Source organism: Pseudonocardia sp. Cha107L01, assembly GCF_052566575.1.
In genome coordinates, this window is record NZ_CP199579.1 from 7386039 (window position 1) to 7411013 (window position 24975).

General features: G+C 66.6%; 23 protein-coding genes and 4 pseudogenes. 20 read left to right on the top strand and 7 right to left on the bottom strand.

Annotated features, from left to right (window positions below; all coding sequences use genetic code 11):
- Positions 1–37: 37 nt before the first annotated feature.
- Complete coding sequence (locus tag ACTXG6_RS34745) at positions 38–604, bottom strand: VOC family protein (RefSeq protein ID WP_445183575.1); 567 nt, start codon at positions 602–604, stop codon at positions 38–40.
- A 194-nt stretch (positions 605–798) separates the two neighbouring features.
- Here ACTXG6_RS34745 and ACTXG6_RS34750 point away from each other — a divergent pair, with 194 nt between their 5' ends.
- The 4 genes from ACTXG6_RS34750 to ACTXG6_RS34765 all read left to right on the top strand — a co-directional run bounded on the left by ACTXG6_RS34750 (position 799) and on the right by ACTXG6_RS34765 (position 3571).
- Positions 799–1182, top strand: coding sequence for a GntR family transcriptional regulator (locus ACTXG6_RS34750; protein WP_445183581.1), 384 nt, complete (start codon positions 799–801; stop codon positions 1180–1182).
- 359 nt (positions 1183–1541) lie between these two features.
- Positions 1542–2381: a fumarylacetoacetate hydrolase family protein gene (locus ACTXG6_RS34755; RefSeq protein WP_445183582.1), complete on the top strand. Its 840-nt coding sequence runs from the start codon at positions 1542–1544 to the stop codon at positions 2379–2381.
- A gap of 85 nt (positions 2382–2466) precedes the next feature.
- Positions 2467–3153, top strand: a complete 687-nt coding sequence (locus ACTXG6_RS34760; protein WP_445183583.1) for a polysaccharide deacetylase family protein — start codon at positions 2467–2469, stop codon at positions 3151–3153.
- On the top strand, positions 3146–3571 hold the full coding sequence (locus ACTXG6_RS34765; RefSeq protein WP_445183584.1) for a nuclear transport factor 2 family protein: 426 nt from the start codon (positions 3146–3148) through the stop codon (positions 3569–3571). Before ACTXG6_RS34760 ends, ACTXG6_RS34765 begins: the two co-directional genes overlap by 8 nt.
- A gap of 347 nt (positions 3572–3918) precedes the next feature.
- Here ACTXG6_RS34765 and ACTXG6_RS34770 read toward each other — a convergent pair whose 3' ends face one another.
- Positions 3919–5064: an IS701 family transposase gene (locus ACTXG6_RS34770; protein ID WP_445183585.1), complete on the bottom strand. Its 1146-nt coding sequence runs from the start codon at positions 5062–5064 to the stop codon at positions 3919–3921.
- Positions 5065–5559: 495 nt separating this feature from the next.
- Between ACTXG6_RS34770 and ACTXG6_RS34775 the strand changes: the two genes are divergently transcribed.
- From ACTXG6_RS34775 to ACTXG6_RS34805, 7 genes and pseudogenes are all read left to right on the top strand, one after another.
- Positions 5560–6822, top strand: a complete 1263-nt coding sequence (locus ACTXG6_RS34775; protein WP_445183586.1) for a cytochrome P450 — start codon at positions 5560–5562, stop codon at positions 6820–6822.
- Positions 6823–6933: 111 nt separating this feature from the next.
- A pseudogene (locus ACTXG6_RS34780) lies at positions 6934–7175 on the top strand (IS256 family transposase); the annotation flags it as partial.
- Positions 7176–7891: 716 nt separating this feature from the next.
- Positions 7892–8227, top strand: coding sequence for a hypothetical protein (locus ACTXG6_RS34785; protein WP_445183587.1), 336 nt, complete (start codon positions 7892–7894; stop codon positions 8225–8227).
- Positions 8228–8670: 443 nt separating this feature from the next.
- Positions 8671–8862: a hypothetical protein gene (locus ACTXG6_RS34790; RefSeq protein WP_445183588.1), complete on the top strand. Its 192-nt coding sequence runs from the start codon at positions 8671–8673 to the stop codon at positions 8860–8862.
- Complete coding sequence (locus ACTXG6_RS34795) at positions 8859–9077, top strand: hypothetical protein (RefSeq protein WP_445183589.1); 219 nt, start codon at positions 8859–8861, stop codon at positions 9075–9077. The genes ACTXG6_RS34790 and ACTXG6_RS34795 overlap by 4 nt, the downstream gene beginning before the upstream one ends.
- Positions 9078–9324: 247 nt before the next feature.
- Positions 9325–9849: an ATP-binding protein gene (locus tag ACTXG6_RS34800; protein WP_445183590.1), complete on the top strand. Its 525-nt coding sequence runs from the start codon at positions 9325–9327 to the stop codon at positions 9847–9849.
- Positions 9850–10316: 467 nt separating this feature from the next.
- The gene (locus ACTXG6_RS34805; RefSeq protein ID WP_445183591.1) at positions 10317–10682 is read left to right on the top strand and encodes a hypothetical protein; all 366 of its coding nucleotides are present in this window, start codon (positions 10317–10319) and stop codon (positions 10680–10682) included.
- Here the strand turns inward: ACTXG6_RS34805 and ACTXG6_RS34810 are convergent.
- On the bottom strand, positions 10647–11531 hold the full coding sequence (locus tag ACTXG6_RS34810; RefSeq protein WP_445183283.1) for an IS3 family transposase: 885 nt from the start codon (positions 11529–11531) through the stop codon (positions 10647–10649). The two genes, ACTXG6_RS34805 and ACTXG6_RS34810, sit on opposite strands and share 36 nt — an antisense overlap.
- Positions 11528–11815 (bottom strand): transposase, encoded by a 288-nt coding sequence (locus ACTXG6_RS34815; RefSeq protein ID WP_445183284.1) that lies wholly within the window; start codon positions 11813–11815, stop codon positions 11528–11530. Before ACTXG6_RS34815 ends, ACTXG6_RS34810 begins: the two co-directional genes overlap by 4 nt.
- Before the next feature lie 90 nt (positions 11816–11905).
- Between ACTXG6_RS34815 and ACTXG6_RS34820 the strand changes: the two are divergent.
- A pseudogene (locus tag ACTXG6_RS34820) lies at positions 11906–12046 on the top strand (hypothetical protein); the annotation flags it as partial.
- 70 nt (positions 12047–12116) lie between these two features.
- Positions 12117–12266 (top strand): annotated as a pseudogene (locus tag ACTXG6_RS34825) (transposase); the annotation flags it as partial.
- A gap of 139 nt (positions 12267–12405) precedes the next feature.
- Here the strand turns inward: ACTXG6_RS34825 and ACTXG6_RS34830 are convergent.
- Positions 12406–12672, bottom strand: a complete 267-nt coding sequence (locus ACTXG6_RS34830; protein WP_445183592.1) for a hypothetical protein — start codon at positions 12670–12672, stop codon at positions 12406–12408.
- Positions 12673–13127: 455 nt separating this feature from the next.
- Between ACTXG6_RS34830 and ACTXG6_RS34835 the strand changes: the two genes are divergently transcribed.
- Complete coding sequence (locus tag ACTXG6_RS34835) at positions 13128–13577, top strand: hypothetical protein (RefSeq protein WP_445183593.1); 450 nt, start codon at positions 13128–13130, stop codon at positions 13575–13577.
- Positions 13578–14106: 529 nt separating this feature from the next.
- Here ACTXG6_RS34835 and ACTXG6_RS34840 read toward each other — a convergent pair.
- Positions 14107–14277: a TetR family transcriptional regulator gene (locus tag ACTXG6_RS34840; protein ID WP_445183594.1), complete on the bottom strand. Its 171-nt coding sequence runs from the start codon at positions 14275–14277 to the stop codon at positions 14107–14109.
- Between the two features lie 273 nt (positions 14278–14550).
- Between ACTXG6_RS34840 and istA the strand changes: the two genes are divergently transcribed.
- The 3 genes from istA to istB are packed head-to-tail and all read left to right on the top strand — an operon-like array spanning position 14551 to position 17059.
- Complete coding sequence (istA, locus tag ACTXG6_RS34845; RefSeq protein ID WP_445183358.1) at positions 14551–16023, top strand: IS21 family transposase; 1473 nt, start codon at positions 14551–14553, stop codon at positions 16021–16023.
- Positions 16020–16289 (top strand): hypothetical protein, encoded by a 270-nt coding sequence (locus ACTXG6_RS34850; protein WP_331511675.1) that lies wholly within the window; start codon positions 16020–16022, stop codon positions 16287–16289. The genes istA and ACTXG6_RS34850 overlap by 4 nt, the downstream gene beginning before the upstream one ends.
- Positions 16286–17059: an IS21-like element helper ATPase IstB gene (gene istB / locus ACTXG6_RS34855; RefSeq protein WP_445183359.1), complete on the top strand. Its 774-nt coding sequence runs from the start codon at positions 16286–16288 to the stop codon at positions 17057–17059. The genes ACTXG6_RS34850 and istB overlap by 4 nt, the downstream gene beginning before the upstream one ends.
- A gap of 1175 nt (positions 17060–18234) precedes the next feature.
- Here istB and ACTXG6_RS34860 read toward each other — a convergent pair.
- Complete coding sequence (locus tag ACTXG6_RS34860) at positions 18235–18996, bottom strand: winged helix-turn-helix transcriptional regulator (RefSeq protein WP_445183595.1); 762 nt, start codon at positions 18994–18996, stop codon at positions 18235–18237.
- 990 nt (positions 18997–19986) lie between these two features.
- On the opposite strand from ACTXG6_RS34860, the gene ACTXG6_RS34865 reads away from it, so the two are divergent.
- The 3 genes and pseudogenes from ACTXG6_RS34865 to ACTXG6_RS34875 all read left to right on the top strand — a co-directional run bounded on the left by ACTXG6_RS34865 (position 19987) and on the right by ACTXG6_RS34875 (position 24797).
- Complete coding sequence (locus ACTXG6_RS34865; RefSeq protein ID WP_445190177.1) at positions 19987–21342, top strand: ATP-dependent DNA helicase; 1356 nt, start codon at positions 19987–19989, stop codon at positions 21340–21342.
- 273 nt (positions 21343–21615) lie between these two features.
- A pseudogene (locus tag ACTXG6_RS34870) lies at positions 21616–23460 on the top strand (Pls/PosA family non-ribosomal peptide synthetase); the annotation flags it as partial.
- Entirely contained in the window at positions 23451–24797 is a 1347-nt protein-coding gene (locus tag ACTXG6_RS34875; protein WP_445183596.1) for a M1 family metallopeptidase, read from the top strand. The pseudogene ACTXG6_RS34870 and the gene ACTXG6_RS34875, both read left to right, overlap by 10 nt.
- Positions 24798–24975: the final 178 nt, after the last annotated feature.

Sequence of the window (24975 nt, forward strand, 5' to 3'; positions counted from 1 at the left end):
AGTTATGCTGTGAGCTTTACTGCCGGTTCCTGGAAGATCAATGCCGGAAATCGTTGTTCGGCGTGTGGTCGCCGCCCAGCCAGCGTGCCAGGTCGGCGCGTGCCGATTCCTGGCGGACCTTGTTGATCGCGTCGGCGTCAGGGGAGTCCACCGTGAACTCCAGGATCAGCCCGTTCGGATCAGTGATATAGAGCGAGATGCAGTACCCGTGATCCATCACGAAAGTCCGTGGCTCGACAATGCCCGCCGCGGCGATTCGCTCGCGGATGCCGGATTGAGTCATCGCGTCGGTTGCCAGTGCGATGTGTCGAAATGGCGATGGCGGCAGATCCGGGCCGAACCGGTCCTGATCCGCCTGGTCCGCGAACTGGAAGAAGGCGAGCGCGCTCCCGTCCGCGAGCGCGTAGAACGTGTGACAATATATGTACTCGACGTCGTCCATTTCCGCGACTTCGGTCCAGGTGGCAACCAGTGGCATGCCAATGATCTCTTCATAGAAGACGCGGGTCTTCTCCTGATCCCTGGTCAGGAACGCGTTGTGATGCAGCCGGATCGGCGGCCGCGTCGTCGGGTGCACTTCGGGCACTTCCTGTACCTGCGTCATTGCCGGCCTCCTGCTGGTCTGGGGTAGCCAACCTGGTGATCGCCACGTTCCCGGACGGGCGAGGTCTCGCTGTACGCGTTCGGCCCCCGCCCTCGCACCGTACCTGTAAGCAGTTTGCTCCCACAAGTCTTGTCTTGCAGCATGGTGAGCTGGCATGACTTGCGGTCGAGGCCTGTGCTGCTTACATTTGACGCATGTCGGACGATGTGGGTGAAGAGCAAGCGGAGGAGCGTCCCGCTGGTGACGTGGAGGTCCGTGGTAGCGCGCTGTGGATCTACCGGCAGGTCCGGGCGGACATCCTCAATGGCAGGCTGGAGCCAGGCGCGAAGGTCTCGCAGGTTCAGTTGGCGGCGTCTCTAGGGGTCGGTCGTCCGACTCTTCGTGAGGCACTCCGGATGCTGCAGAACGAAGGTCTGGTCCAGGCTGAACACAATCGTCAAATGCGTGTCGCGCCGCTCGAACTCGACGATTTCGAGCAGCTGTGCGCGTTACGGCTGACCGTCGAGCCGATGGCCGTGCAGCTGTCCGTGCCGTACTTGACCGATACCGAATCTGCAATTCCATTCGTTGCTGCTTAGTCGTGCCGGTGACCGGGTTCGGCGGCTGGTCCAGGAACTCTGGCAGTCCGGTGAACCGTCGGCAGATGGGCGCACAGGAGGCCGCGGAGCTCATTGTCGTAATGCCATCGGGGGTGCTGGATCCCGCGCACCGGGGAACGAATCACCTCGACGGTGGGGTGGGACGGTTCGGCGGTCGGGGTGGCTGAGGCGGCAGTAGCCCGGTATTCGATCGTCGGCTGAGGGCGCACCTGGGCGGGCAGCACCGACCACGAGCACCCCCCATTGTTCTGACAAGTCGAATCATCGGTGGACACGAGCGCGGGGATGGTCGAGTACTTCGCGGCACACACCCGCCGGATCGAGAGGAAGAGGTAATCATGCGTGTGGGCAACTTGGCAGGCCGTGCGACCCTGTTCACCGGCGATGGTGCGGTCGACATCGAGAAGGCCAGCGAAGGCCGGTTCTCGGCGGATCCACAGGAGGTGTGGTCGCGCTGGACAGAATTCAGGGCGTGGGCGAACACGGACGCGGTGGCTGGCGCCGGCGTCGAGCAGTTCGACCCGGATGAGCTCGGGGCGCCGGTGCCGCGCCCGCCGCAGGTGTTCGCTTTCGCGCTCAACTATGACGATCACGTCGCTGAGGCTGGCATCGAGCGTCCGGGCGCGCCCTCCGTGTTCACGAAATTCCCGTCATCGCTCACCGGGCCCTACGGTGAGATCGCCCTGGTCTCCGACAGTGTTGATTGGGAGGTCGAACTCGTTGTGGTGGTGGGCCACGGCGGCCACCGGATTCCCGTTGCCGAAGCCGCCGAGCACATCGCCGGGATCACTGCGGGCCAGGACATCACTGAGCGAGTCATGCAGGTCGCCGGGACTTTTCCGCAGTTCGGAATGGCGAAGTCCCATCCGGGGTTCAGCCCCGTGGGCCCATGGGTGGTCACTCTCGACGAATTCGATCACCCCTTCGACCTCGAGCTGGGTTGTGCCGTCGATGACGACGCCGTCCAAGAAGGACGCACTCGGGATCTGATCTTCGGAGTTCCGGAGCTGATCGCGCACCTGTCATCTGTGGTGACATTGTTTCCCGGGGATCTGATATTCACCGGTACGCCCGCGGGAGTCGGCGCGGCCCGCACACCCCCCAGGTTTCTCCGCCCTGGTCAAGTGCTGCGGACCTGGATCAGCGGTATCGGGGAGATGCGCCACCGGCTCGTGTGACATACCCAATGTAGGAGGAAACCATGAAAAGCGGTACCGGCATTGTGGACAGGATCTGCCCGGCCACCAGGGCGGGGGCAGGTTGGTGACTGTCACGCCCGCCCGACGGTTGACCTTGTCCCTCGACAACGGCCCGCATCCGGAATTGACGCCGCGAGTCCTCGATGTCCTGGCCGCGCACTCGGCCCGGGCTGTGTTCTTCATGATAGGTGCCGAACTGGCGACGTCCTCGCGTCGTGAAATCGCGCGACGTGTGGTCGACGCGGGCCACCGGATTGGGAACCACACGATGACCCACGGCGCGCCGTTGGGGGGACGCCCCGATGCGGACGCGGTCGCCGAGATTCGCCTTGCGGACGAGGTCCTCGCCGAATTCGCCGGCGATATTCCCCTCTTCCGGCCGAATGGAGACGGCTGTCTCGGGCCACACGTATTCTCGCCAGCCGCGGTAGATTACCTCCAGGCGCACAAGCACACCGTGGTCACCTGGAACTGCGTTCCCCGGGACTGGGAAGACCCGGCTGGATCGTGGGTGCCCCGCGCCGTGGAAGCAATCGAGAACCAGCAACACACCATGCTCGTCCTTCACGATGTGCTGGCCGCGACAGTGGACCGGCTCGGCTCCTTCCTCGATATCTTGGGGGACCGCGGCGTCGAATTGACCGACGAGTTCCCGGCGGACTGTGTGGTGATCTCCGGCGGGCGTCGCCTGCCAGCGCTCGACGGGCTAGTCGGCAGTGACAGTGAGGAAACGGGGGCCAGTCGTGAATAAGGCCGAGATCCGGGCCGCTGAGCAGGACTGCGCCCGGCTGATCACCGGCTACTGCCAGGCGGCTGACTGCGACGACGTCGAGGCGTTCGTCGCGCTATTCACCACGGACGCAAAGTGGAGCAGTCCAACCGGGAGCACCGTGCACGGACATGACGAGATGCGGGAGTATTTCGCGGCCCGCCCCGGGAATGTCGTGTCCGCGCACATCTGCAGCAACATCCTGGTCGAGGTGACCGGGGCAAACTCGGCGGCAGGACGCTCTCTGTCCACTGTGTACCGGAACGCCGCGGTGGACGGCGCCCCCGCCGTGCTGGCTCCCCCGCTCGCCATCGCGGAGAACTGGGACGAGTTCGCGCTCACCGAGCAAGGCTGGCGGATTCGCCACCGCCGATCCCGGATCCTCTTCGCAAGCCGGTGACCTTCGACGCTCCCGGGCGTGACCCACCCGCGTTGGCGATCTGACGACCGACGGTGACCTCCGGAGTGATCCGCCCGGCGGTCGCGAAGGCGCGTTCTGACGTAGATATGCCGAGCTCGCGGTGGCGGCGCGAGAACGTCGCGCTTGGTTGATGGGTGAGCAGGCCGGCTAGTACTGCAACGGCAGTTAGGTGAGTGCGTAGCCTCGTTTTCGGTAGTGGCTGACGCGGGCTTGGTATTGGCGTTGTCGACGCCAGCGGGACCAGTGCCAGATGTGGTCGACGGCGTGTGCGTGTTGGAGCGCGAGGTGGACGAGCAGGCGGCGGATTTCCGGTAGCGTGAAGCTGATCATGTGTTGTTCGCTGGTGTTGGTTCCCCCTTTGTGAGCTGGCTTTTCACCGCGACCAGCCAGGCCAGGGCGAGCATGGACAAGGTGATGTGGGCATACCACGCTCGCCAGCTGCGCACTTGGTAGTGATCAAGTCCGGCCTCGTTCTTGGCCTGTTGGAAGCATTCTTCGATCCGCCAGCGTGACCCGGCGGTCCAGGCCAGATCGACCAAGGTTGATCGGCGGGGCCCGAAACAGACGTAGTAGGCGATCTCACCGGGCGCCTGGCCGGGCTCAGTGATCTTGCGGCGGGCCAGCAGCCAGTGCCCGCGCCCGGGCGCCCAACTGATGCGGATCGGGACCCGTGCCCAATCATAGTCGCGGGGCCCGTGCGCGCCGGCGCCGACCGACAGTCGCCGCCACGCCCGCGCCGGCAGGGCGGCGATCAACTCGTCCGCGCGGCGCTGCGCAGCGTCGGTGGTGATCAGGGTGTCGTTGCACTTGGTGGCCAGCACGTAGGGCGCATCATGCTGTTCTAGCCACACCCGCAGGTACTTGACCTGGCCATAGGCTTCGTCGGCGGTGACCCATGAGAACGCCACGCCGGCGTCGATGGCACGCCCCAGCATCGCCATCGCGTGGCGGGGTTTGGTGGCGAACTCCACCTCGTCGGGTATGCCCGCGCCCTGGCAGCGTGCCCGATCGGCGGTCCACGACTCAGGCACATACAACTCGCGGTCAATCAACGCATGCCCTCGAGGCGAGGCATAGGCCAAGAAGGTGCCGATCTGACAGTTCTCCACCCGCCCCGCGGTCCCGGAATACTGCCGCTGGACCCCGGCCGACCGCGTGCCCTTCTTGAGGAACCCGGTGTCATCCAGGATCAACACCCCACCCGGATCCCCGAGGCACTCGACCACGTACTCACGCACATCATCACGGACCCCATCGATGTCCCAGTCGGCCCACCGCAGCAGCCGCTGCATCCCATCCGGAGACGCCTCACCAGCGCGTTCGGCCAGCGTCCACCCGTTTTTACGCTCCAAACCGGCAACGAGCCCGGCCACATACTCCCGCATCCGAGCCCTCGGCTCGGCCCGCGCGAACCGGCCCGCTACCCGCGCATGCAACCGATCCAACTCCACCGCCGCAACATCAACCACCACACCAGCAATGATCTACCATTAGTCAAGCAACTGCCGTTGCAGTACTAAGTCACGGCAACCCAGCGGGCGCCAGCGAACTCGCGCAACGTCTGTTCCAGATCAGCACAACGTCGAACACACCGAGGGCATCACTCGGCGTCGCCGAGACCTGCCCGGTTGTCCTGATCGGGGAGTCTAGATGTCGGCAAGACGGCCGTGGTGGAAGAGCTCGTGCCCAGCGTCGTCGCCAGGCGGTGCCCGGAATGCCGAAGGACAACCAGATCTACAGGCGGCGCGTTCTTCCTGAACAGCGCCCGTCCCCTCCACATCCACGCCCGATCCTGCCGAGCCCAGTTCCACCCGCGCCGGACCGTATCCGAGCACCGCGTCACAAAAGACTCAGTCGAGTGTCCCCTGTTCGAGTACCCCTCGCGTGGGTGGTCTGGAGTTCGCGGTGCGTGCTGGCACGATGAGCGCGCCCTCGTCCCGATCCGCGCTCACCCCCTGAGGTGCCCGATGGCTTCTCACCCGAACGCCCTAGACGCCGACACCGCCGATCTCGCCAAGGTCGATCTCACCGATCTTGATCTGTTCACCGATGGCCCGCCTCATGCGCTTTTCGCGCGCATGCGGGACGAGGCCCCCGTCCGGTGGAATCCCTCAGCGCATGGCGCGGAGTTCTGGTCGCTGACCCGGAGCGAGGACATCATTAATGTCAGCAAGGACCCGGCGACGTTTTCCAGCGCGAGAGGGGGAATTTTCTTACGCCCCGGGACGCTTCCCCATCTCGATTTCCTTCGCAATTTTGTGATCTTCAAAGATCCGCCTGACCACACGAAGTACCGTGATATTGTGGCCAAGGCTTTCCTGCCTCGCACACTGATCCTGATTGACGATCTGATTCGGGAAATCGTGACTGGAACGCTGGACCAGGTCGCCGAGCACGGCGAGTGCGATCTCGTCCGGGATGTTGCCGCGCCAATTCCTGTCAAAGTAATCACCCGTCTGTTGGGCGCACCTGATGAGGACCTGACCCAACTGCTTGCCTGGACCGAGGCCCTTGAGCAGGGGATAACGAACAGCGCCGACGTCGCGGAGACCCTCTCGCAGATGTCCGCCCATTTCCTTGAACTTGTGGACAGCCAAGTCGTGCGGGGTGTCGACTCGCTCGCCAAGGGCATCGCCGAAGCCGAAGTCGACGGTGAACGTCTCACCGACGAGGAGATCGCCGCCTACTTCTGCGTTTTATTGTTCGTCGGCAGCAACCCCACGCGCAGCGCGATCTCCAGTGGAATGCTGGCGCTCATGGAGCATCCGGACCAACTCGAGTTGCTGCGCAAGGAGCCGACCAGACTTCGATGCACACGGTCCGGTCTCGCCTCGGCGGCGATTGACGAGATTCTGCGCTGGTCAACCCCGTTGAACTGCTTGGCGCGTACCGCCACGAAGGACACCACCATCCAAGGCGTGGACATCAAAGCCGACTCCCGAATAATCCTGTGGTATGCCTCCGCCAGCCGTGACCCGATGGCCGTCGCGGGCGCCGACAAGTTCGATGTCACCCGGGAAGCCCGCGACCTTACCCACCATGCGTACGGGGGCGGCGGCCCCCATTTTTGCCAGGGAGCCAATCTGGCGAACAGGGTACTGTCCATCGCGCTCCAGGAAATCCTTCGGAGGCTGCCGAACATCGAGCGTTCCGGCCCGACCGGCCGAGTGCGGTCCACCTTCATGAACTCGCTAGCCACCCTCCCGGTCACATTCGAGCCGGCACACTGAGACCCTGGCGGGCAACACGACGCGGCCGACACAGTCGACCTCAGCCACCGTCCAACAGTTCGTGGACCGGCCTCAGCCCGCGGTGTGTGCGGCGACACCGACGCCCACGGGCTGGAAGTTCGCAACGGCTACCAGGAGCAGCGGGAGGCCATGACCGCAGCCGGAGCGGTGCCGGTACGGACACCGCGCGTCAGCGACAAGCGCGTCCATGCCGAGACCGGAGAACGCAAGCGGTTCTCCCCGGTCTCGATCGTGCCGGCCTGATCACGCAAGTCACCGAGGGTGGCCGAGGGGCTGCCGCTGTTGCACCTGCACGGGCTGTCGACAAGCGACTTGGGCCGGCGTTGGAGCAGCGGGCACCTCTCGCATCCAGCCGGGAGCTTCGGGGCCATACACCGCGCGCAGCAGCGTCATCGCATCGACGCCGTAGGAATCGGCCAACTGCTTGCGCTTGACCCGAAGGTGGGCAGCCGCCAGGAATCGACCCGAACGCCATAGCGCCGCGGCGGTATCTCACGGATGCCGCGCTGCCACTCCTTGTAGAGGGAGGATCCGGCGAACGGTCGTTCTGCGGGTTGTGGAGTTTTGTGTGGGTAAAGTGTGATCCCGATCTTGATCGGGACCACGCGCAACGGCCTGACCAGCGGTTATGTGGGGCGGGTGGGGCTCGAACCCACGACCTGACGGATTATGAGTCCACTCGAGGGCCTGCCGAGGACTGCCGTTCATCGTCACGGAGTGTTATCTAGGCTGGTCCGACTACCAATGCCGTGTCGCGTCGTGTCGCAAGCTGGTGGGACATCCCAGTCTTGCCGTTGTCACACTGTTAGCACACTGCCAACCATCCACATTAGACTGCACTGTAATGCTCCCATTGCCCAACGGACCGAACCCACGCCGAACCTCACACCGCCATGGCAAGGTCGGATAGATACGCGGCGGGTTCGACCTCGGCCAACCGGCGCGCGCGCCCGACCTACCGCTTTCAGCTGCACTGCCGGTCGTTCCGAACTGTTCCGTGGCTGTGCTCACGACAGAGAGACTCCTCAGTCACGGTGTGTGACCGTCGGTGGGCATGGACAGACCGTGCGCCAACCGCGCCAACGCCAGTCTCGAGGACGGCGACATCATGGCTATCTCCAGCGCATCCACGTCCGAGGCCAGGCCGAACCCTGTGTTGATCTGGTCGACCGGGCGGTCAACCCGCGGTATCGCCGCCGACAGCGACGAGCAGTACCGCACCCTTTACCAGCAGTGGAACGCCGCACTGTCAGCTCAGCTCGATTACGCGATCGAGTTCGCCGGTTCACAACCGATGCGCCAGGTCGTCGCTCACACATGGTCGCGGCTCGCGCGGGAGTATGCCGACATGCGCGCTGTAGCTGGGACCGGCTCGTCGAGCTGACGGTGATGTCATGATCTACTTCGCCCGCGCACCCCGCGAACGGGACTTACGTGTTCCGTGCGGTGTTCCCGGGCTACTGAGCCCGTCCGTGGCTCGCCGCCGGCGCCAGTCGGGGCGGTGCCCCTGAGGTCTAGCTCATTTACGCTTTTTGGCCGGGTTGATGTTGAGTCTGCGTTTCTGGTGCTCGTGGCGTCACTCGATGGTGTGTCATCGTGGCGTCGCGCTACCGCGTCGACCCCCCCGGGCGCGGATGCGTCGGTGACCGGCTCGGCCGCAACCCCCCGGCGGCCTGGCCGGCCACCAGCAAACCGCGCACGTCTTACGCACTGCACGTCTTACGCAGTGCGTAAGACGTGCGGAGTCGAACGGCGCTCGTGCCCAGCCGGTCACCCATCCATCCCTATCCGGTCGGGCATGGGAGCCCACTCGGAACTGGAGACGTCATGAAGTACGTAGTCCTGGCCATCGCCTCGGACGCCGAGGCACAGCGCCTCGTCGAAGACCTTATTGAGCACGCCGGTGAGCCGCTGCGCACCCCGCGCTGGGGCAACGCCGTGCACGCGGCGCTGATCACCAGCTCACCCGGCGCCGAGCACGCTCCCCTTTCCGCTCTCCAGGATGGGCTTGTCGCATGAAGGCGCACCCCGCAATGAACCACCACGAACGAATGCGCCTTCGGGCCGCCGCGCTGCGCGCCACGCAGCTCTACCCCGGGCCAGTCGGCGAGCTGTTGTCGCGCGAGCTGCTCTCCTGGGAGGAGTTCGGTTACCGACTCGGGTCCCGAAAAATGATCGCGGGGATCGTGGACGCGGTGCTCAACGCGCCGACACAGCGGGCCGAGGCGGCTTGATCTGGTCCCCAGGTCACTGCGCCGCGCCGGCCCTGCTTGTCCGTGGGTGACCGGCGATGATTGTCGGTGTCTGGCCAACAAGGCGATCAGTCGGGCATGATTTTTAATCCCGGAGTGTTTAGAACGCCCGCCAGTGGGTAGGAAAAGGAGTTGAGGCAATCGCCGGTGCACCGCCCGTGTGCCTCGCGCGGTGCCAGTGCGAGGGTCGCACGGGTACTGTCGAATAGCTGGACGGGTCTGAGAGTTGATGGGCAGGGAACTGCGATTACCTGATCCACCCACAGGGTGTGTGCCGAGTGGGCGGTTATGGACCCTGGTCCCCGCCACAGCCTCAGCAATCGCCGTGACCCGGCGCGGGTTGGCCGATTGGCTCGGTGAGCTGAACTGGCCCCATCCGCGCAGCGATGACATTGTGCTGGCGGTGTACGAGGCGTTGGCCAATGTTGTCGTTCACGCCTATACCCGCCAGCCCGGCGGTGCGAGGGTCGGCGAGGCCGAGTTGCTCGCTAGGGAGGTCACCGAGGACAACCGGCGGTGCCTCAGGGCCGTGGTCACTGACTATGGCTGCTGGAGGCCCGGCGCCGTCGAGCAGTGCTGCCGGGGCTGGGGGTTGGCGATGATGGCGGCGTGCATGGACAGTGTGCGGATCGACCCCAGCCCCCGGGGTACCACCGTGATCATGACCAGCGGGCCGGTCGGGATTCCGGCGCACCGTAGTGAACAGCACACATCACCGCCATCCTGGTTTACCTCGATCATCGTTAGCCGGTGAGTGTTGTGTGCGCTTGGTCCGTGTCTGATCTCCGCGTTGTTTGGTTGTCCTGTCTGGTCCTGCCCCTTGATCGTGGACACCCTGGTCGTTGGATCATGAAGATTGATCCATAGAACGGGAGTTCCTGTTGGGGACGTCGAAGTACTCGCCTGAGTTCCGGGCCGACGCTGTCGCGTTGTACCGCGCCACCGGATCGGAGCACCGGACGCCGTTCAGGTTGCCGATCGCTGGCACCTGCTACACAACCTCTCCGACGCCGTCGATCGAGTCGCTCGGACCCACCGCGGATGTCTGCACCGACAGCCCGAACACCCCAGCGCCCAACCAGCGGCAGCCACGCCCCGCCCGACATCGGCCGGCGCCAAGGCCCCGGTGCCGGCGCCGGTCTCGGGGCGCCGGTCTCGGGGCGCCGGTCGTAGGTCACCCGCCAACGCCATGGCGAAGTCCACGCTTTGCTTAATCGGGGCATGAGCCTGAACGCGGTCAGCAAGGAGCTGCAGCAACGCAACACCGTGCGCCGCTACGCACGAGCTACCTCCGCCGAGGAACTGCTGACTCAGACACCGAAGCGCGGCAGCCAGCTCGACCCCCACACCCGCTACCTGGCGATGCGCTGGCAACAAGACTGCACCAACGCCGTTGCGCTCACCGCCGAGATCCGTAGTCGCGGCTACACAGGCAGCGAACCCTCGGTGCGGGATCTGGTGAGCACCTGGCGCACAAGCCCGACCGCCCCCAGCCCGACTCCCATGCGGTCGCTGACGTCTTGGACTGTTCCCGATTTCATTGACACTGGTTTAGGCTGCCAGTTCGGTAAGTTTTCTGAACCCTAGCTCGTATTCGATGGGTGTCAAGTAGGCGAGTGTGGAGTGTCGCCTGCGGCGGTTGTAGTAGCTTTCGATCCAGAGGAATGTCTGTTGTTGTACTTCGGTCGCACCGCTCCATGGCCGGGTGTGGATGAGTTCTTTCTTGTAGGTTGCGAAGAATGATTCGGCGACCGCGTTGTCGAAACAAGTAGCGCGCCGACCCATTGAGCGCTGTACGCCGTTCTCGGTGCAGAAGTTAGCGAATTCTCGGGACGTATATTGACAGCCTCGGTCGCTGTGGAATATGACCCCGGCCAGGGGTTTACGGGTGACCAGTGCCGCGGCGAGGGCCTCGACGATGAGGCTGGTGCGCAGGTGATCGGCGACGGCGTAGCCCACCACTTTGCGGGAGTGCAGGTCGATCACAGTCGCGGTGTAGACCCAGCCGTCGACTGTCTGGACGTAGGTAATGTCGCCACACCAGCGGGTGTCGGGTGCGTCGGCAGTGAAGTCCTGGCCGATCAGGTCTGGGGCGTCGATAGGGCGTAGACCTGCGACGGTGGTCTTCTTCCAGGCTCGGGGGTGGCGTCCTTGCAGGCCGGCGGCACGCATCAGGCGCCAGACCCGCTTGGGAGCGGTCCGCACGCCGCGCACGACCAGCTCAGCCCAGACCCGGCGCACCCCGGGGTGGCCGTGCAGGTCTTGGTGGATCTCGCGGATGGTCTCGGTGAGCTCGGCGTCGGTGCGTTCGCGCTGGCACGGCCCTGAGGTCAGCCATCGGTAGTAGCCCTGCCGGATCACTCCGAGCTGGTCGCACATGAACGTAACCGAAAACTGCTCATCGGTTGCCCAGTCCGCGATCGCCGCGTATTTCACGGCTGTTCCTTCGCGAACCAGGTGGCAACTTTTTTTGCGAAGTCCCGCTCCATCTTCACAATGGCGATCTCTTTACGTAGCCGTATCAGTTCGGCACGTTCAGACTCGGACAAGTCCTTGTCAGGAGTGCGACCGGACTCTCTTGCTGACTTCACCCATTTACCCAACGTCATCTCGTGGACGCCGATACTTTTCGCTACCTCAGCGATAGTGCGGCCGGAATTGAGCACGAGGCTAACGGCCTGGTCCTTGTACTCCTGGGTGAAGTGTCGGCGTGTCGCCACGCGAGTACCTCCGCTGCGATCAGCGGCAGTCTACGACCGGCTGTCTACAAGATCGGGAACGGTCCATCTCGCCAGGTGACCACGTTGATGATGCACCGCAGACACAAGCTGACCACGGACGAACACGCACAGCTGCGAGACGTACTCGACCGATGCGAGGCCTTGCGCACGGTCAACGACCTGGTCAGCGACTTCGCCGGCATGGCTCGTGAGCGCCAAGGCCATCACCTCAATGCCTGGATCGCGGCAGCCCAAGCCAGCGGCATTCCACCGCTGCGCCGATTCGCCACCGGTCCTCGCCGACTACGACGCCGTCCGCGCCGGACTCACCCTGCGCTGGAGCAGCGGCGCAGTCGAAGGAAACGTCACCAGAATCAAAGCGATCAAGAGACAAATGTACGGACGAGCCAACTTCGACCTGCTCCGCCGCCGCGTCCTACTCGCACACTGACAAACCCGACCATCACGGAATGTGTGCCAGAGCCAGTATTGAGTTGCCGTCGACAATGGGGTCGGCGTTGCGCTACCCACAAGAACGGCAACTCTGATCGCCGAGTGCGGCGGGCGCGAGATCGCATCGTGAACGGCACTCAATCGCTGAAGAAACGCTCGCCCCGCCCGGAGTAGACGTCGAGTAACCCCGCCACGACGCAGAATAACCCGAGGATCACGCAACTCACCGCCACCACCCGGGCCGTGGAGCCTGGCTCCGGGAACAGGAAGAAGTAGCTCGTCGCCGCTGCCAGAAATATGACCCCGGCGCCCGCCACGACGGCAGCTGCGCCCCGAGCAGTGATCTCCGCGCAACCAGCAAAGGGCGGGATGCTACCCGAATACCAGTGGTCCTGATCGCCCATGACCGACCCCGGAGGCTCGCGGACGCGTCCGATCACGGCCGCCACGTGAGTGTGCACCCGACGGGTCGGTGTTCTCCACCTCATCCAGCCCGACATCCCCCACATAGCCCATCAATTCGTGATTGATCGCATGCGGATCGGAACGTCGCCGCGAAGGAGGCCGCATAGCCGTAGGCCTCGGCCACCGAGACCAGGTCGTGGTGCTGCGCCGGCAGGTCGACCGGCTCCGGCTCTCGTGGTCTGACCCAGCGATCCTGTCCGCGCTGGCCCGGGTCTGCCCCGCAGGATCCGCAGTCGCCGGCTGGTCACGCCGGCCACGCTGTTGGCCTGGCTATGCTATGCGATTGGATTTGACCCCGGACGACATGCGGTGAACCGTTCGGCCTCTACACGCGTGTGGAAGGCGTCAGCCTCGGGACGGCCAATGAGTTGTGCATCGGGAGGCAAGTAGTGACATGACAACGAAGGCTGAGGGGCCCGGCTCGCGTGATCCGGCCACGGCGGGCGCCGCTGGCCATGGCGGGCAGCGCACCCCGATTGTCTGGCAAGTGCTCAGCGCCCTCTTGCTCCTGGCGATGGGCGGCATCCATCTCGCCCTCATCTTCCAATGGGCAAGCGGCCTGCTCGGGGTTCTATTTGGACTGAACGCGATCGGCGGGCTCGTCCTGGCGATCGCGATGCTCGCTGCCCGGCGACGCCTACTACGCCTGGCAAGCTCGTTGAGCCTGTTATTTATGGCAGGCACGTTGCTCGCGCTGGTGCTCGCGCTAACCGCCGGACCCTTCGGGATCACCGAGCGGCTGAGCACCCCGCTGGTCGTGCCGACGCTTGTCGTGGAATCGATTGGCACGGTCGTGCTCGCGATCACCACCGCCCTGATGTTCCGGATGCGGCGCGAGGACTGAGGCAGGTCGCGGTACCGGATGCTCCGGCCCTCGATGGTGCTCAACCAAGATCGGGCCGTTCCCAGGCCGCGAGACAACGACGAGGCCCGTAGTGCGCCGAGACCCTCCAGCCGGTACGTGACCTGGGGTTTTGTGCGCCTTTCAGGCGACTCGTCGGTCCGCTCACCCCCGCACCAGCTGTGGCCAACCGGACCAGGCCTGCGAGCACCGACGCCTGAGCCGCAGAGAGTTAGGCGACGGCTCCGCGACGGCACCACGTCGAAGCTCAGCGGCTCATCCGGCTGTCACAGCGGCGACAGTGGGTCAGCGGGTGGAGCACAAGCAAGAGCACGTACCGGGCCGTCACGGCGCCGAAGCAGCGCGAGCAGCGTCGTGAGCGCGCGCGAGGACGCCGCCGGCGCCAGATACTGGGAGAATACCGGGAGACGATCTTGAAATCGAGCGATGGCAAGGCATACCCAGACCAACAGAAGCCAACGCCCTGACCTGCGCTCATTGTCTGCGCCGCAGGTAGGAGAGCGAACCGTACCTAATTCGCGCCGAAGTAGCGAAAGAAGGTGCTGCTCGACGAGCTGGCCGCGCGGGCGATGTCTTCCACGGTGGTGGCGTCGCAGCCCTGCTCACGGAACAGCCGCACCGCGGCCGTGGCCATGGCGACACGGGTGCGGGCCTTGTTGCGTTCCCAGCCGCTTGAACCCACTCGCGCAGGCTACCGCCGACATGGTTGGGACAATCCATCATATTGTTGATAGAGACTCTCAACTTCTGCCGACGGACACGCGAAGATCCGGATGGGCGGACAGCTGGCTCCGGATGGGCGGACGTGAGATCTCCGGGTCCGCGGACATGACTTCTCCGGGACACGCCTGAACAGCATGCGAGGCGGGGTCCCTCCTGCCGGGTTGGCTCTGGTTGTCGATCACAGCCAGCCCCGATCTGGAGGGACCCCTTGACCAAGTCTGGCAGGGAAGTCATGGAGATCTTGCAAGCGTTCGATTTGACGCGTTGTCCACATTCAGCCGCGGCGTTGGCCGGGGTGGATGAGAAGACCGTGGCCCGTTTTGTCGCGATCCGCGACTCCGGGCGCGACCCGTTTACCCCGGCGCGACGGCCGCGAGCGATTGACCCGTTCTTGGACAAGATCGAGGAGTTAGTCGAGGCATCGAAGGGGCGAGTTCGTGCCGATGTGGTGCACGCGCGGCTGGTCGCGATGGGGTTTACCGGCACCGATCGCAGCACGCGGCGCGCGGTGGCCGAGGTCAAGGCTGATTGGAATGCGGGGCACCGACGGAAGTACCGGCCATGGGTGGCTGAGCCGGGGATGTGGTTGCAGCACGACTGGGGCGAAGGTCCCCGTGTCGGTGGCAGGCGCACGCAGCTGTTCTGCGCGTGGCTGTCCTGGTCACGGTTTCGGGTGGTGCTCCCGGCCTGGGACCAGACGCTGGGCACCCTGGTGGGGTGTGTGGATGCCACGCTGCGGCGGATCGGTGGGGCGCCCACCTATTTACTGACTGATAACCCGAAGACGGTGACGATCGACCGGGTCGCCGGCGTGCCGGTGCGCCATCCTGACATCGTCGCCGCGGGCCGCCATTACGGCTGCAAGGTGGAAACGTGTGAGCCCTTCGATCCGGAGTCGAAAGGCGGCGCTGAGCACACGGTGAAGATCGCCAAAGCGGATCTGGTCCCGACCACGGCGAACCTGCTGCCCGCCTACGCCTCGTTCGCCGAGCTCGCCGACGCGTGCTTCGAGTGGTGCGAGCGGGTCAACGCCCGCCCGCACCGGGAGACCGGGGCCGCTCCTGTTGAGCGGTTGCGCATCGAGCGCCAGCACCTGCATGTTCTGCCGGGCGCGCCGCATGCGATCGCGCTGGGCGAGGAACGGCTGGTTGATGATGATCAGACGATCCGGTGGGGCTCAGTGCGTTATTCCACCCCGGACGGGCACCAGGGCCAGAAGGTGTGGTGCCGGGTGGTGGGCGAGGAATTGGCCATCACCGGGTCCACCGCGGTGGGGATCAGCGAGATCGCCCGTCACGAGCTATCCACCCCGGGGCATCCGCGCATCGTCGATGCGCACTACCCGCACCACCCAGGCGGGAATCTGCCGCGGGTTCCCAAGGTGCGTGCCCGCACCCCGGAAGAGGTCGCGTTCTTGGACCTGGGCGAGGGGGCACGCCGGTGGCTGATCGAGGCCGCCGCGACCGGGGTGGCGCGGATCCGGGCCAAGATGGCCCGGGCGGTCGCGCTGGGCGCGGTCCTGGGTGGCGACCGGGTCGATGAGGCCCTCGGGCTGGCCGCGATCGCGGGCCGGTTCGCCGAGGACGACCTGGTCTCGATCCTGGATCACCTCGGCGCCGCCGGGCCACCCGATGACGTCGTGCACGTCGACGAGGCGCACTCCGCGCAGCCCGGCACCGGGTCGTGGGACAGGTTCGGCGCATGAACACCCCCGACCCGACCCAGCCCGCGTCGTTGCCGGGCCTGCCGCCCTCGCCCTGGGTACTGATCGACCGCACCACCCTCGAGCAGACCACCACCGTTCTGGATCTGCTCGAGCAGTGGCTGGCCGGCGGCGACCCTGGGCCGACCGAGGCGTGCGCTCGGGCCTGCTCGGGTGGGCAGAGTGACGCGTTCGAGGTCGCGGCCTGGGTGGGCACCCTCGCCGCCCGGCTGCAGCAGCGCATCGAGGCGGTGGACTCATGGTCGTGAGCCACCCGCAAGCGCCGGCGCTGCCCGATGAGTTGGACAAGATCACGCGTCGGATGCGGCTGCCTTACCTGCGCAAAGCCGCGCCCGACATCCTGGCAACCGCACGGGCGCAACGTTGGGACCCCGCTGAGGTGCTGCGTGTCCTGCTGATCGAGGAAGTCACCGGCCGCGACTCGGCGACGCGTCGGTTACGGCGCAAGAACGCGAACTTCCCTACCGGGAAGACGTTCTCCTCCTGGCGGCCCGAGGAGTCCTCGATCCCCGAGCCCACCCAGAACGCGCTGGTCACCCTCGAGTGGATCGGTCGGCAGGAGAATCTTGCGGTCGCCGGCCCATCGGGCACCGGGAAGTCGCACTTCGTTGAGGCGTTGGCGCACGCCGCGATCGAGGCCGACCTGCGGGTCGCCTGGTTCACCTTGGAATCTCTGACCGCGGCGGTCGGCAAGGCCAAGGTCGACGGCACGGTCGCACGGACGGTGTCACGGATCTGCGGCTGCGATTTGATCGTGGTCGACGACATCGGGATGTTGCCCGCCGGCCAAGACGCCGCCGAGGCGTTCTACCGGATCATCGATGCCGCCTACGAGCGGCGCTCGATCGCGGTGACCAGCAATATCCACCCCAGCGGATTCGACTCGATCATGCCGAAAACCCTGGCCACCGCCACCGTCGACCGCCTGCTCCACCATGCACATCTGATCGCAACCACCGGCGACTCGCACCGTCTCGCCGAAGCCCTCGCAGGCAAGGGAGTGATCCCCTTGAACTAACCCACACCCGGAAAACTCACGTCCGCCTACCCGGAGATCCGCTGTCCGCCAGCCCGGAGATCAAATGTCCGCCCACCCGGAGTTCCCAATGACCGTTGACAACTTCGTTCAGGATGAGCTCCGAGCTGCTGACCAGCCCACCAAGGTCAGCCGTGATGCGCGCGCGCCGGGCTCGCCGGAGTCACCCCGAGCTGCCGACGCCAGCCTGGTCGATCAACCCAACCGGGCCACCCACGACACTCACCGTGTTTCGCTTTCCGGCCGGTTCATCATCAAGTCAGCGTGCTCTGACCTCGTACGATCCCTGCCCGGGTGTCAGGCTACGACGCGTCACCGAACCCGATACATGAACGGAGCGGTGACCCGAAGACCAACAACCTGGACAGCGTGGCAACCGCCCTACACCGTCCATACCAACCCCGGAGCCCACATGGAAGCATGGGATGCGGCCTTGCAGTTCTTACTGATCGACAATCGAGCCAGCTCGCTCGCCCACTCTCACCCCCTGACGGCGGGCGGGCGCTGTCGACGGTGCGGCACATCGAGCTGCGTGGCATCGAAGCTCGCGTCCGAGGCACTCAGAGTCCTCGCGGGCGAGAACGATCGATCGAACCCACGCTACCTGCCAACACATATGCCTGATCAGGCTGCGTAGGTCGCGAACGATAGACGGGCGCCCGCACGCGCACCTCGCGACAAGAAGCTTCGCGCCAGTGGCTGCTGCCCCAGTAGGCCCTGGGCGGCACCATGTCGACACCTTCCCCCGGGTCTGACGACGTCGCGAATGTGAGCGGAGCTAATGGTGCGCTGCGGCTTCGGGGGAATTTTCGGCTCTGACACCACGAACGGCTTCTGACCCACCACGGCCGCCGCCGCACATCCCACTTCAATCCCCCGCCGGCAGAAGCTGGACGACCTCATCCAGAGCATCCACACCACGACCGATGGCCGGGAGAAAGACATCCAACCCACGTTTCAGAGCGCGGGTCCCACGGTACAGACCGCCCTCGGCGAACCCGGCGACGCCGGGCGCTCGCTGTTCCCGGCATTACGGCACCATCGTGGTCCTGGTGCTCCTGGTCATCGGGTTCAGTCTGGCTAGCCCGGACGCCTTCCCGACCGCCCGCAACCTGGTCAACATCCTGAATCCACCATCCGGCGGACCGGCCGATCATCTACTCATCGAAGCCCCGAACCTCACGCCGAGCGCCTTCGCGGTCTTCGGGTCCCGCGTCGTGGTGCAGGTTGTTCGTGTCAAGGTTCTGGACGGCGCTCGCGGGCCGCACGTACTTGTAGCCGACGTTGCGCACGGTGCCGATCAGTTGCTCGTGTTCGGGGCCTAGCTTGGCGCGCAGCCGGCGCACATGTACGTCGACGGTGCGGGTGCCGCCGAAGAAGTCGTAGCCCCAGACTTCTTGCAGCAGCTGGGCCCGGGTGAACACTCGGCCGGTGTGCTGGGCGAGGTACTTGAGCAGCTCGAATTCCTTGTAAGTGAGCTCAAGTGACCGGCCTTTCAGGCGTGCGATGTAGGTGGCCTCGTCGATGACCAGCTCGCCGCGCACCAGCGCGCCGCTACTGGTCTGGGCGTCTGTGCCGCCCCGGGCATGCACCAGCCGCAGCCGGGCGTCGATCTCCGCCGGGCCGGCGCCGGAGACCAGGATGTCATCGATGACCCATTCCGAGGACACCGCGACCAGGCCGCCCTCGGTCAGCACGGCCACCACTGGCACCTGAATTCCGGTGGTTGCCAGTAGCCGGCACAGCCCACGTGCGGCAACCAGATCCGAACGTGCGTCGACCAGCACCGCGTCGTGCGGCCCGGCATCGAGCAGCGCCGCGACTTCCGGGGCGGCGCTACGCAACCGATGCGGTAGCAGCGAAAGCGCCGGTAGAACCCCCTCAGGGCTCAGATCAGCGGTGAGCAGCAGCAACTCCACACTCGACCTCCCGCCGGCCGCGCCCCCAGTTGCGAGAGGTCCCTGCGAATCCGCGAGCTCGCACCACGCGCAGCCCAAGGCAGAGCCAGCCAAGTCCGGCTGGCAACGGCGGTCGCGGTCTTCCGCGTTCGGCTGGTGGCGCCGTCCACACCGTCCGTGCGATCCAGAGACCGACGCCACGACCGATCACACCACCGATGACACCACGATCACTCATTGGCAATCCTCTGCCCACGGGATTAGCCGACCGCCGACCCGCGATCCGCTCGACGAGCAGTGACAAGTCAGTCGGTTGGGGCGGCGGGGCTGCCATGGCGGCGGATTGTCGGGGGATACCACCGTGAGGGGTGGTGCTGGGGCCGCCATCGGCAGACGGCGGCCCCGCCGGCAAGCACTTCTCTACCCCCAGCGACAAGTGGCAAGTCATAAGCCCCGGTCTGGGCGCCACGGCGGTGACCAGTCAACAGTCGGACCATCTGTCACATCGGTACCATCCACGACCCCTAGATGACGCGTCGTTGCGGCAGTTCCACCAGACCGGTCAAGAGTTCTGGGACCAGCCAGACGGTAGGCATCGTCACCTCAGGAACTCTCGGAAGCCACCCCCGTCACGTAAACACCGTGCTAACCAGATCGCTTCGCGTGACCACCGATACAACATGCGCCTGGTGTGACGGATGAGGTGAGGGGCGATGCCTCACCTGGCGACTGTCTCAGAAATCAGTGGCCCTTCGCTGGACCAGACTGGCGACGGCCTGCACAGCATCCAGGTCCGGTGTGGTCGACGCACGCGGGCATGGCGGCGAATAGCAGGTCCGGCCCGAACAAGCGCTCCTGTACCGACCGGGATCGTGCTGTCACGGGCGGCGGCGCCGAGAGCGACCTAGCGGAGTTCGTAGAACTCCCGATACGTCGGCAAATACGACTTCGACACAACCCGCAGGATGCGCCCGCGGTGGATCACCACGCCGGTCGACCACGGAACCGAGCATCGACGTTGGCACGGGCAAGTCTCGAACTGTGGGCGGGCTGGCGCGGGTGTGGGACCACCGGGTCGGTGGTCGGGTGATCGGGTTGGCGACCTCGCAGAGGGCGACCGATGTGCTCTCCCGCGAGTATGGGTTGGCCGCGATGAACACCAGCGTGTTCCTCGCCCGCTACGGCCCGGGGCAGCAGGGGCAGCTCCGGGAGCAGGTCCGCCCCGGTGATCTGTTCATCCTCGACGAGGCGGGCATGGCTGGGACCGCCGAGGTTGAGGCGATTCTGCGGATCGTGAACGAGGGCGGCGGGAAGCTGCTCAACACTGGTGACCCGAAGCAGCTGGCGGCGGTGGGTGCCGGGGGCATCTTGGACCTGCTGGTACGCGACAACGGCGGGTTCGAGCTCACTGAGATCCACCGGTTCAACAACGCCTGGGAACGCGACGCCTCCATGGGTCTTCGGGCCGGTGAGAACGGCGTTCTGGGGGCTTATCAGGAGCATGGGCGGCTGCGGGGCGGGACCGAGGAGGAGGTCAGCGAAGCCGCCGTGCGCGGGTACCTCGCGGACACGATCGCGGGGAAGGAGACGGTGCTGGTCACGCGGACCAATCAGCAGGCGACGGAGCTGTCTGAGCGGATCCGCGGCGAACTGGTACGGCTTGGGCGGGTGTCGCCGGAGGTGCTCGGCAGGTTGCGCGACGGGAACCTTGTCGGGGTCGGCGATGTGATCCAGGCGCGGCGCAACGACTCCGCGATCCGGGTCGACGGGGCGGGGATGGTCACCAACCGGGAGACCTACACCGTCCTGGGACGTGACCTGTCAGGTGCGCTGCGGGTGGCCGCTGCCCACGGTGTGGTTGCGCACCTGCCGGCCAGCTACCTGGTCGAACACGTGACGTTGGCCTACGCCGCGACGGTGCACGCGGTCCAAGGCATCAGTGTGGACACCTGCCACGCTCTGATCGACCCGCGTAGCGCCCTATCGGGCGTGTATGTGGCGCTGACCCGGGGTAGGGATTGCAACTCCGCGTATGTGGTGGCCCAACACCACCCTGATCACCACGAGGTGGAGCGCCTCGACGAGACCGCGCAGTCGGTCTTGTCGCAGATCCTGAACCGGGACAGGGCCGACATGCAGGTCGCGACCAGCGGCTTTACCGCCGAGCTGGCCCGCCGCGGCGGCGAGGAATCAGGCCGGTCGCTGGCCTCGGTCGGCACCCAGTGGGACCTGTTGACCGCGGAATACGGTGAGGCGCGCTACACCCAGACCCTGGTCGGGTTGCTCGGTGAGCAGCGGGCCGGGGCAGTCGTTGCCGAGCCCGGCTTCAAGCCGGTCGTTCGGGGAAAAGACGGCTGTCAGAACTAGCCCGGGGGACCGGGAAGTTTCCCGAGCTGCACGAGGTGACTGCACTCGCGCGGGCGTGCGATCCATCATCGGTAGCGAAGGCGCAGCGGTTTGCTACACAGCGCCAACGCCGAACGCTCCGCATTGTCCGCAGCAACGGCGCCACGGCTCGCCGACGTCGCCGTTACCGCGGTGGTGGGACAGTTCCACGATTGGGACGCACTGGGGGTGCATCGCCCGATCACCGAAGTCAGCTCCGGGATTGATCTCACAGCCCGGGCCGAGACGGGGGACTTGTGGGCGGCCACCCGCCTCGCGGAGCTGTCCGGCGCGACCGGCATCTCCAGCGCGTCCTGGACCACCCGCTACGCCCGCGCGCTCGGCGCAAAGATCGGCAAGGACGTCGACCTGCACTCGCCCCCTCCCGTGACGGGCCTGCTCAAGTTGGGGCGCGGCGCGGCGGTGGAGCCGGAGGTGGATCTCGCCGGCCACTGGGTCGACGGCGATGTCGTGCACATCGGCAAGATCCGGATCGGTGCCGGGGCAACCGTCGGCTCGCGCAGCACCCTGCTGCCGGGCACGCGGATCGGCAAGGGCGCCGAGATCGCCGCGGGGTCGACGGTGCGCGGCGCCGTCCCCGCCGGTCAGCGATGGGCCGGCTCGCCGGCGGGGCGGACCGGCAAGAGTGGCGTGCGCTGGCCGTCCTCTCGGCCTCCGCGTTCGCGCACCTGGACGCTCGCCTACGGCGTCACGTCGATACTGCTCGGGCTGCTGCCCGCGGTGGCCGCGCTGCCGGCGCTGGTGATCGTCGCCGCCGGGGTCACCGAGAGCAGCGTCAGCGGAACGAGCATCGGCGGCGCCACGACGTCGCCCTCGGCCGCGATGGGCCGGGCGCTGCTTATGGTCGCCCCCGCGACGGTGGCGTACCTGCTGGCGTACGCGGCGCTCGTCGTCGCCGGGGTGCGCCTGCTCGGCATCGGAATGGCCGAGGGCTTCCACCCGGTGCACAGCCGCGCCGGCTGGCAGGTCTGGACCACCGAGCGGCTGATGGGCATGGCTCGCACCAGCCTGTTCCCGCTGTACGCCAGCCAGTTCACGGCCGCGTGGCTGCGGTTGCTCGGCGCAAAGGTCGGCCGCGACGTGGAGGCGTCGACGGTGATCGCGCTGCCGAAGATGACCACGGTCGCGGACGGCGCGTTCCTCGCCGACGACACCATGGTCGGCACCTACGAGCTCTCCGGCGGCTGGCTGCACGTGGCGCCGTCGCGTGTCGGCAAGCAGGCGTTTCTCGGCAACTCCGGCATGACCGCGCCGGGCCGTTCGGTGCCCAACCGAGGGCTCGTCGGCGTGCTGTCCGCGACCCCGCGCAAGGCGAAGAAGGGCTCGTCGTGGCTCGGTCTGCCGCCGATGCCGCTGCGCAGGACGGTCGAGCGGGGCGACACGAGCCGCACGTTCAACCCGCCCCGCCGGCTCAAGATCGCCCGAGGGCTGATCGAGCTGTGCCGGGTGGTGCCGGTGATGTGCTCCGTCGCGCTCGCCGTGCTCGCCGTCGGGGTGCTGATGGCGGTCCAGGCCGCGGCCGGGTTCGTGGTGGCCGCGTTGCTCGCCGGCCCGCTGCTGCTCGCGGCGGGTGTCACGGCCGCCGGCGTGACGACAGCGATGAAGTGGCTGCTCGTGGGCCGGTTCCGACCGGTGGAGCACCCGCTGTGGAGCTCATTCGTCTGGCGCAACGAGCTGGCCGACACGTTCGTCGAGGTACTGGCGGTGCCGTGGCTGGTCGGGCCGGCGAGCGGCACGCCGGTGCTGACGGGGTGGCTGCGGTCGATGGGCGCGAGCATCGGGCGCGGCGTGTGGCTCGAGACGTACTGGCTGCCCGAGTCCGATCTCGTGCGGCTCGGCGACGGCGCGACCGTCAACCGGGGCTGCGTCGTGCAAACTCACCTGTTCCATGATCGGATCATGAGCATGGACGAGGTACACATCGACGAGGGCGCGACCCTCGGGCCCAACGGGATCATCCTCCCGGGCGCGGGCATCGGCGCGGCGACGACGGTCGGACCGGGATCGCTGGTCACCCGCGGCGACACCGTCCCGGCCGCGACCCGCTGGCTGGGCAACCCGATCACGACGTGGGGCTGAGCCGCAAACCGACGGTCGGCGCGGCGCGGTCGGGCGACCCGTACCTGCCAGCACACGGCAACGGTGGGTACCGGGTCGAGCACTACGAGCTGGACCTCGACTACAAGCTCGCGGCCAACCGGCTCAGCGGGCGGGCAGTGCTCACCGCCGTGGCCGACGCGCCGCTGAGCCGGTTCAGCCTCGACCTCGCCGCGTTCCGCGTGCCGAAGGTGCTCGTGGACGGCCGGCCGGCGCGGTTCACGCAGACCCGTTCGACGCGCAACGGCGACAAGCTGCACGTCACGCCGGCCCGAGCGGTCGAGGGCCCGTTCACCGTCGAGGTGCGCTACGTCGGCAACCCCGCACCGGTGTCCAGCCGCTGGGGCGACGTCGGCTGGGACGAGCTGACCGACGGCGCGCTCGTCGCCAGCCAGCCGGTCGGCGCGCCGTCCTGGTTCCCGTGCAACGACCACCCCTCGGACAAGGCGACCTACCGCATCACCGTGACCACCGCGGCGCCGTACACGGTCGCCGCCACCGGCGTACTCACCGCACGGCGCCGCTCGGCCGGCACCAGGACCTGGGTGTACGAGCGGACGGAACCCACCGCGTCGTACCTGGTCAGCGTGCAGATCGGGCGCTACGACCAGGTCGAGCTCGCCGCCGGCCCGGTGCCACAGGTCGCGCTGCTCCCGGCCCGGCTGCGCAAGAACGCCGCGCGCGACCTCGGCCGGCACCCCGCGATCATGACCACGCTGGAGGGTTTCTTCGGCCCGTACCCGTTCGCCAACTACCAGCTCGTCGTCACCGAGGACGAGCTGGAGGACCCGATCGAGGCCCAGGGCATGTCGATCTTCGGCGCGAACCACATCGACGGCCGGCGCACCCACGAGCGACTCGTCGTGCACGAGCTGGCGCACCAGTGGTTCGGCAACAGCCTCACCATCGCCGACTGGAGCCACATCTGGCTCAACGAAGGCTTCGCGACGTACGCGGAGTGGCTGTGGTCGGAGGCATCCGGCGGCCGCGCCGCCGCCGCGCATGCCCGCGACTGGCACGCGCGGATGGCGGTGAAGCCGGCCGACCTCGTCCTTGCCGACCCGGGGCCGGGGCGGATGTTCGACGAGCGGGTCTACAAGCGCGGTGCCCTGGTGCTGCACGCGTTGCGCGGTCGGATGGGCGACGAGCCGTTCTTCGCGCTGCTACAGGACTGGGCGGCGCGGCACCGGCACGCGACAGTGACCACCGCGCAGTTCGTCCAGCTGGCCGGGCAGCACGCCGCCACCGACCTCTCGGCGTTCTTCACCGCGTGGCTGCACCGGCCCGCGCTCCCCGGTATCGCCGCCCGCGACCGCTGACGTCCGACTCTCAGAACAGCCGGGAGCAGCAGAACACGCACGGCTCGGTGATCTTGTTCTCTCGGGCGCGCCACCTGGCGGCGGCCGGCGCCGCACTCCCGTGCCGCGGCGGACTCCTAGTCGACACCTTCAGACAGCTCTGTCTAAAATGTCCAGACAGACAGGTCTAATCGAACGG

Coding starts and splice junctions, on each gene's coding strand:
- ACTXG6_RS34850 (WP_331511675.1), top strand. CDS start 16,020: ATGAACACCCCCGACCCGACCCAGCCCGCGTCGTTGCCGGGCCTGCCG.
- ACTXG6_RS34750 (WP_445183581.1), top strand. CDS start 799: ATGTCGGACGATGTGGGTGAAGAGCAAGCGGAGGAGCGTCCCGCTGGT.
- istA (WP_445183358.1), top strand. CDS start 14,551: ATGGAGATCTTGCAAGCGTTCGATTTGACGCGTTGTCCACATTCAGCC.
- ACTXG6_RS34790 (WP_445183588.1), top strand. CDS start 8,671: ATGAAGTACGTAGTCCTGGCCATCGCCTCGGACGCCGAGGCACAGCGC.
- ACTXG6_RS34830 (WP_445183592.1), bottom strand. CDS start 12,672: ATGGGCGATCAGGACCACTGGTATTCGGGTAGCATCCCGCCCTTTGCT.
- ACTXG6_RS34835 (WP_445183593.1), top strand. CDS start 13,128: ATGACAACGAAGGCTGAGGGGCCCGGCTCGCGTGATCCGGCCACGGCG.
- ACTXG6_RS34775 (WP_445183586.1), top strand. CDS start 5,560: ATGGCTTCTCACCCGAACGCCCTAGACGCCGACACCGCCGATCTCGCC.
- ACTXG6_RS34800 (WP_445183590.1), top strand. CDS start 9,325: ATGGGCAGGGAACTGCGATTACCTGATCCACCCACAGGGTGTGTGCCG.
- ACTXG6_RS34755 (WP_445183582.1), top strand. CDS start 1,542: ATGCGTGTGGGCAACTTGGCAGGCCGTGCGACCCTGTTCACCGGCGAT.
- ACTXG6_RS34745 (WP_445183575.1), bottom strand. CDS start 604: ATGACGCAGGTACAGGAAGTGCCCGAAGTGCACCCGACGACGCGGCCG.
- ACTXG6_RS34805 (WP_445183591.1), top strand. CDS start 10,317: ATGAGCCTGAACGCGGTCAGCAAGGAGCTGCAGCAACGCAACACCGTG.
- ACTXG6_RS34795 (WP_445183589.1), top strand. CDS start 8,859: ATGAAGGCGCACCCCGCAATGAACCACCACGAACGAATGCGCCTTCGG.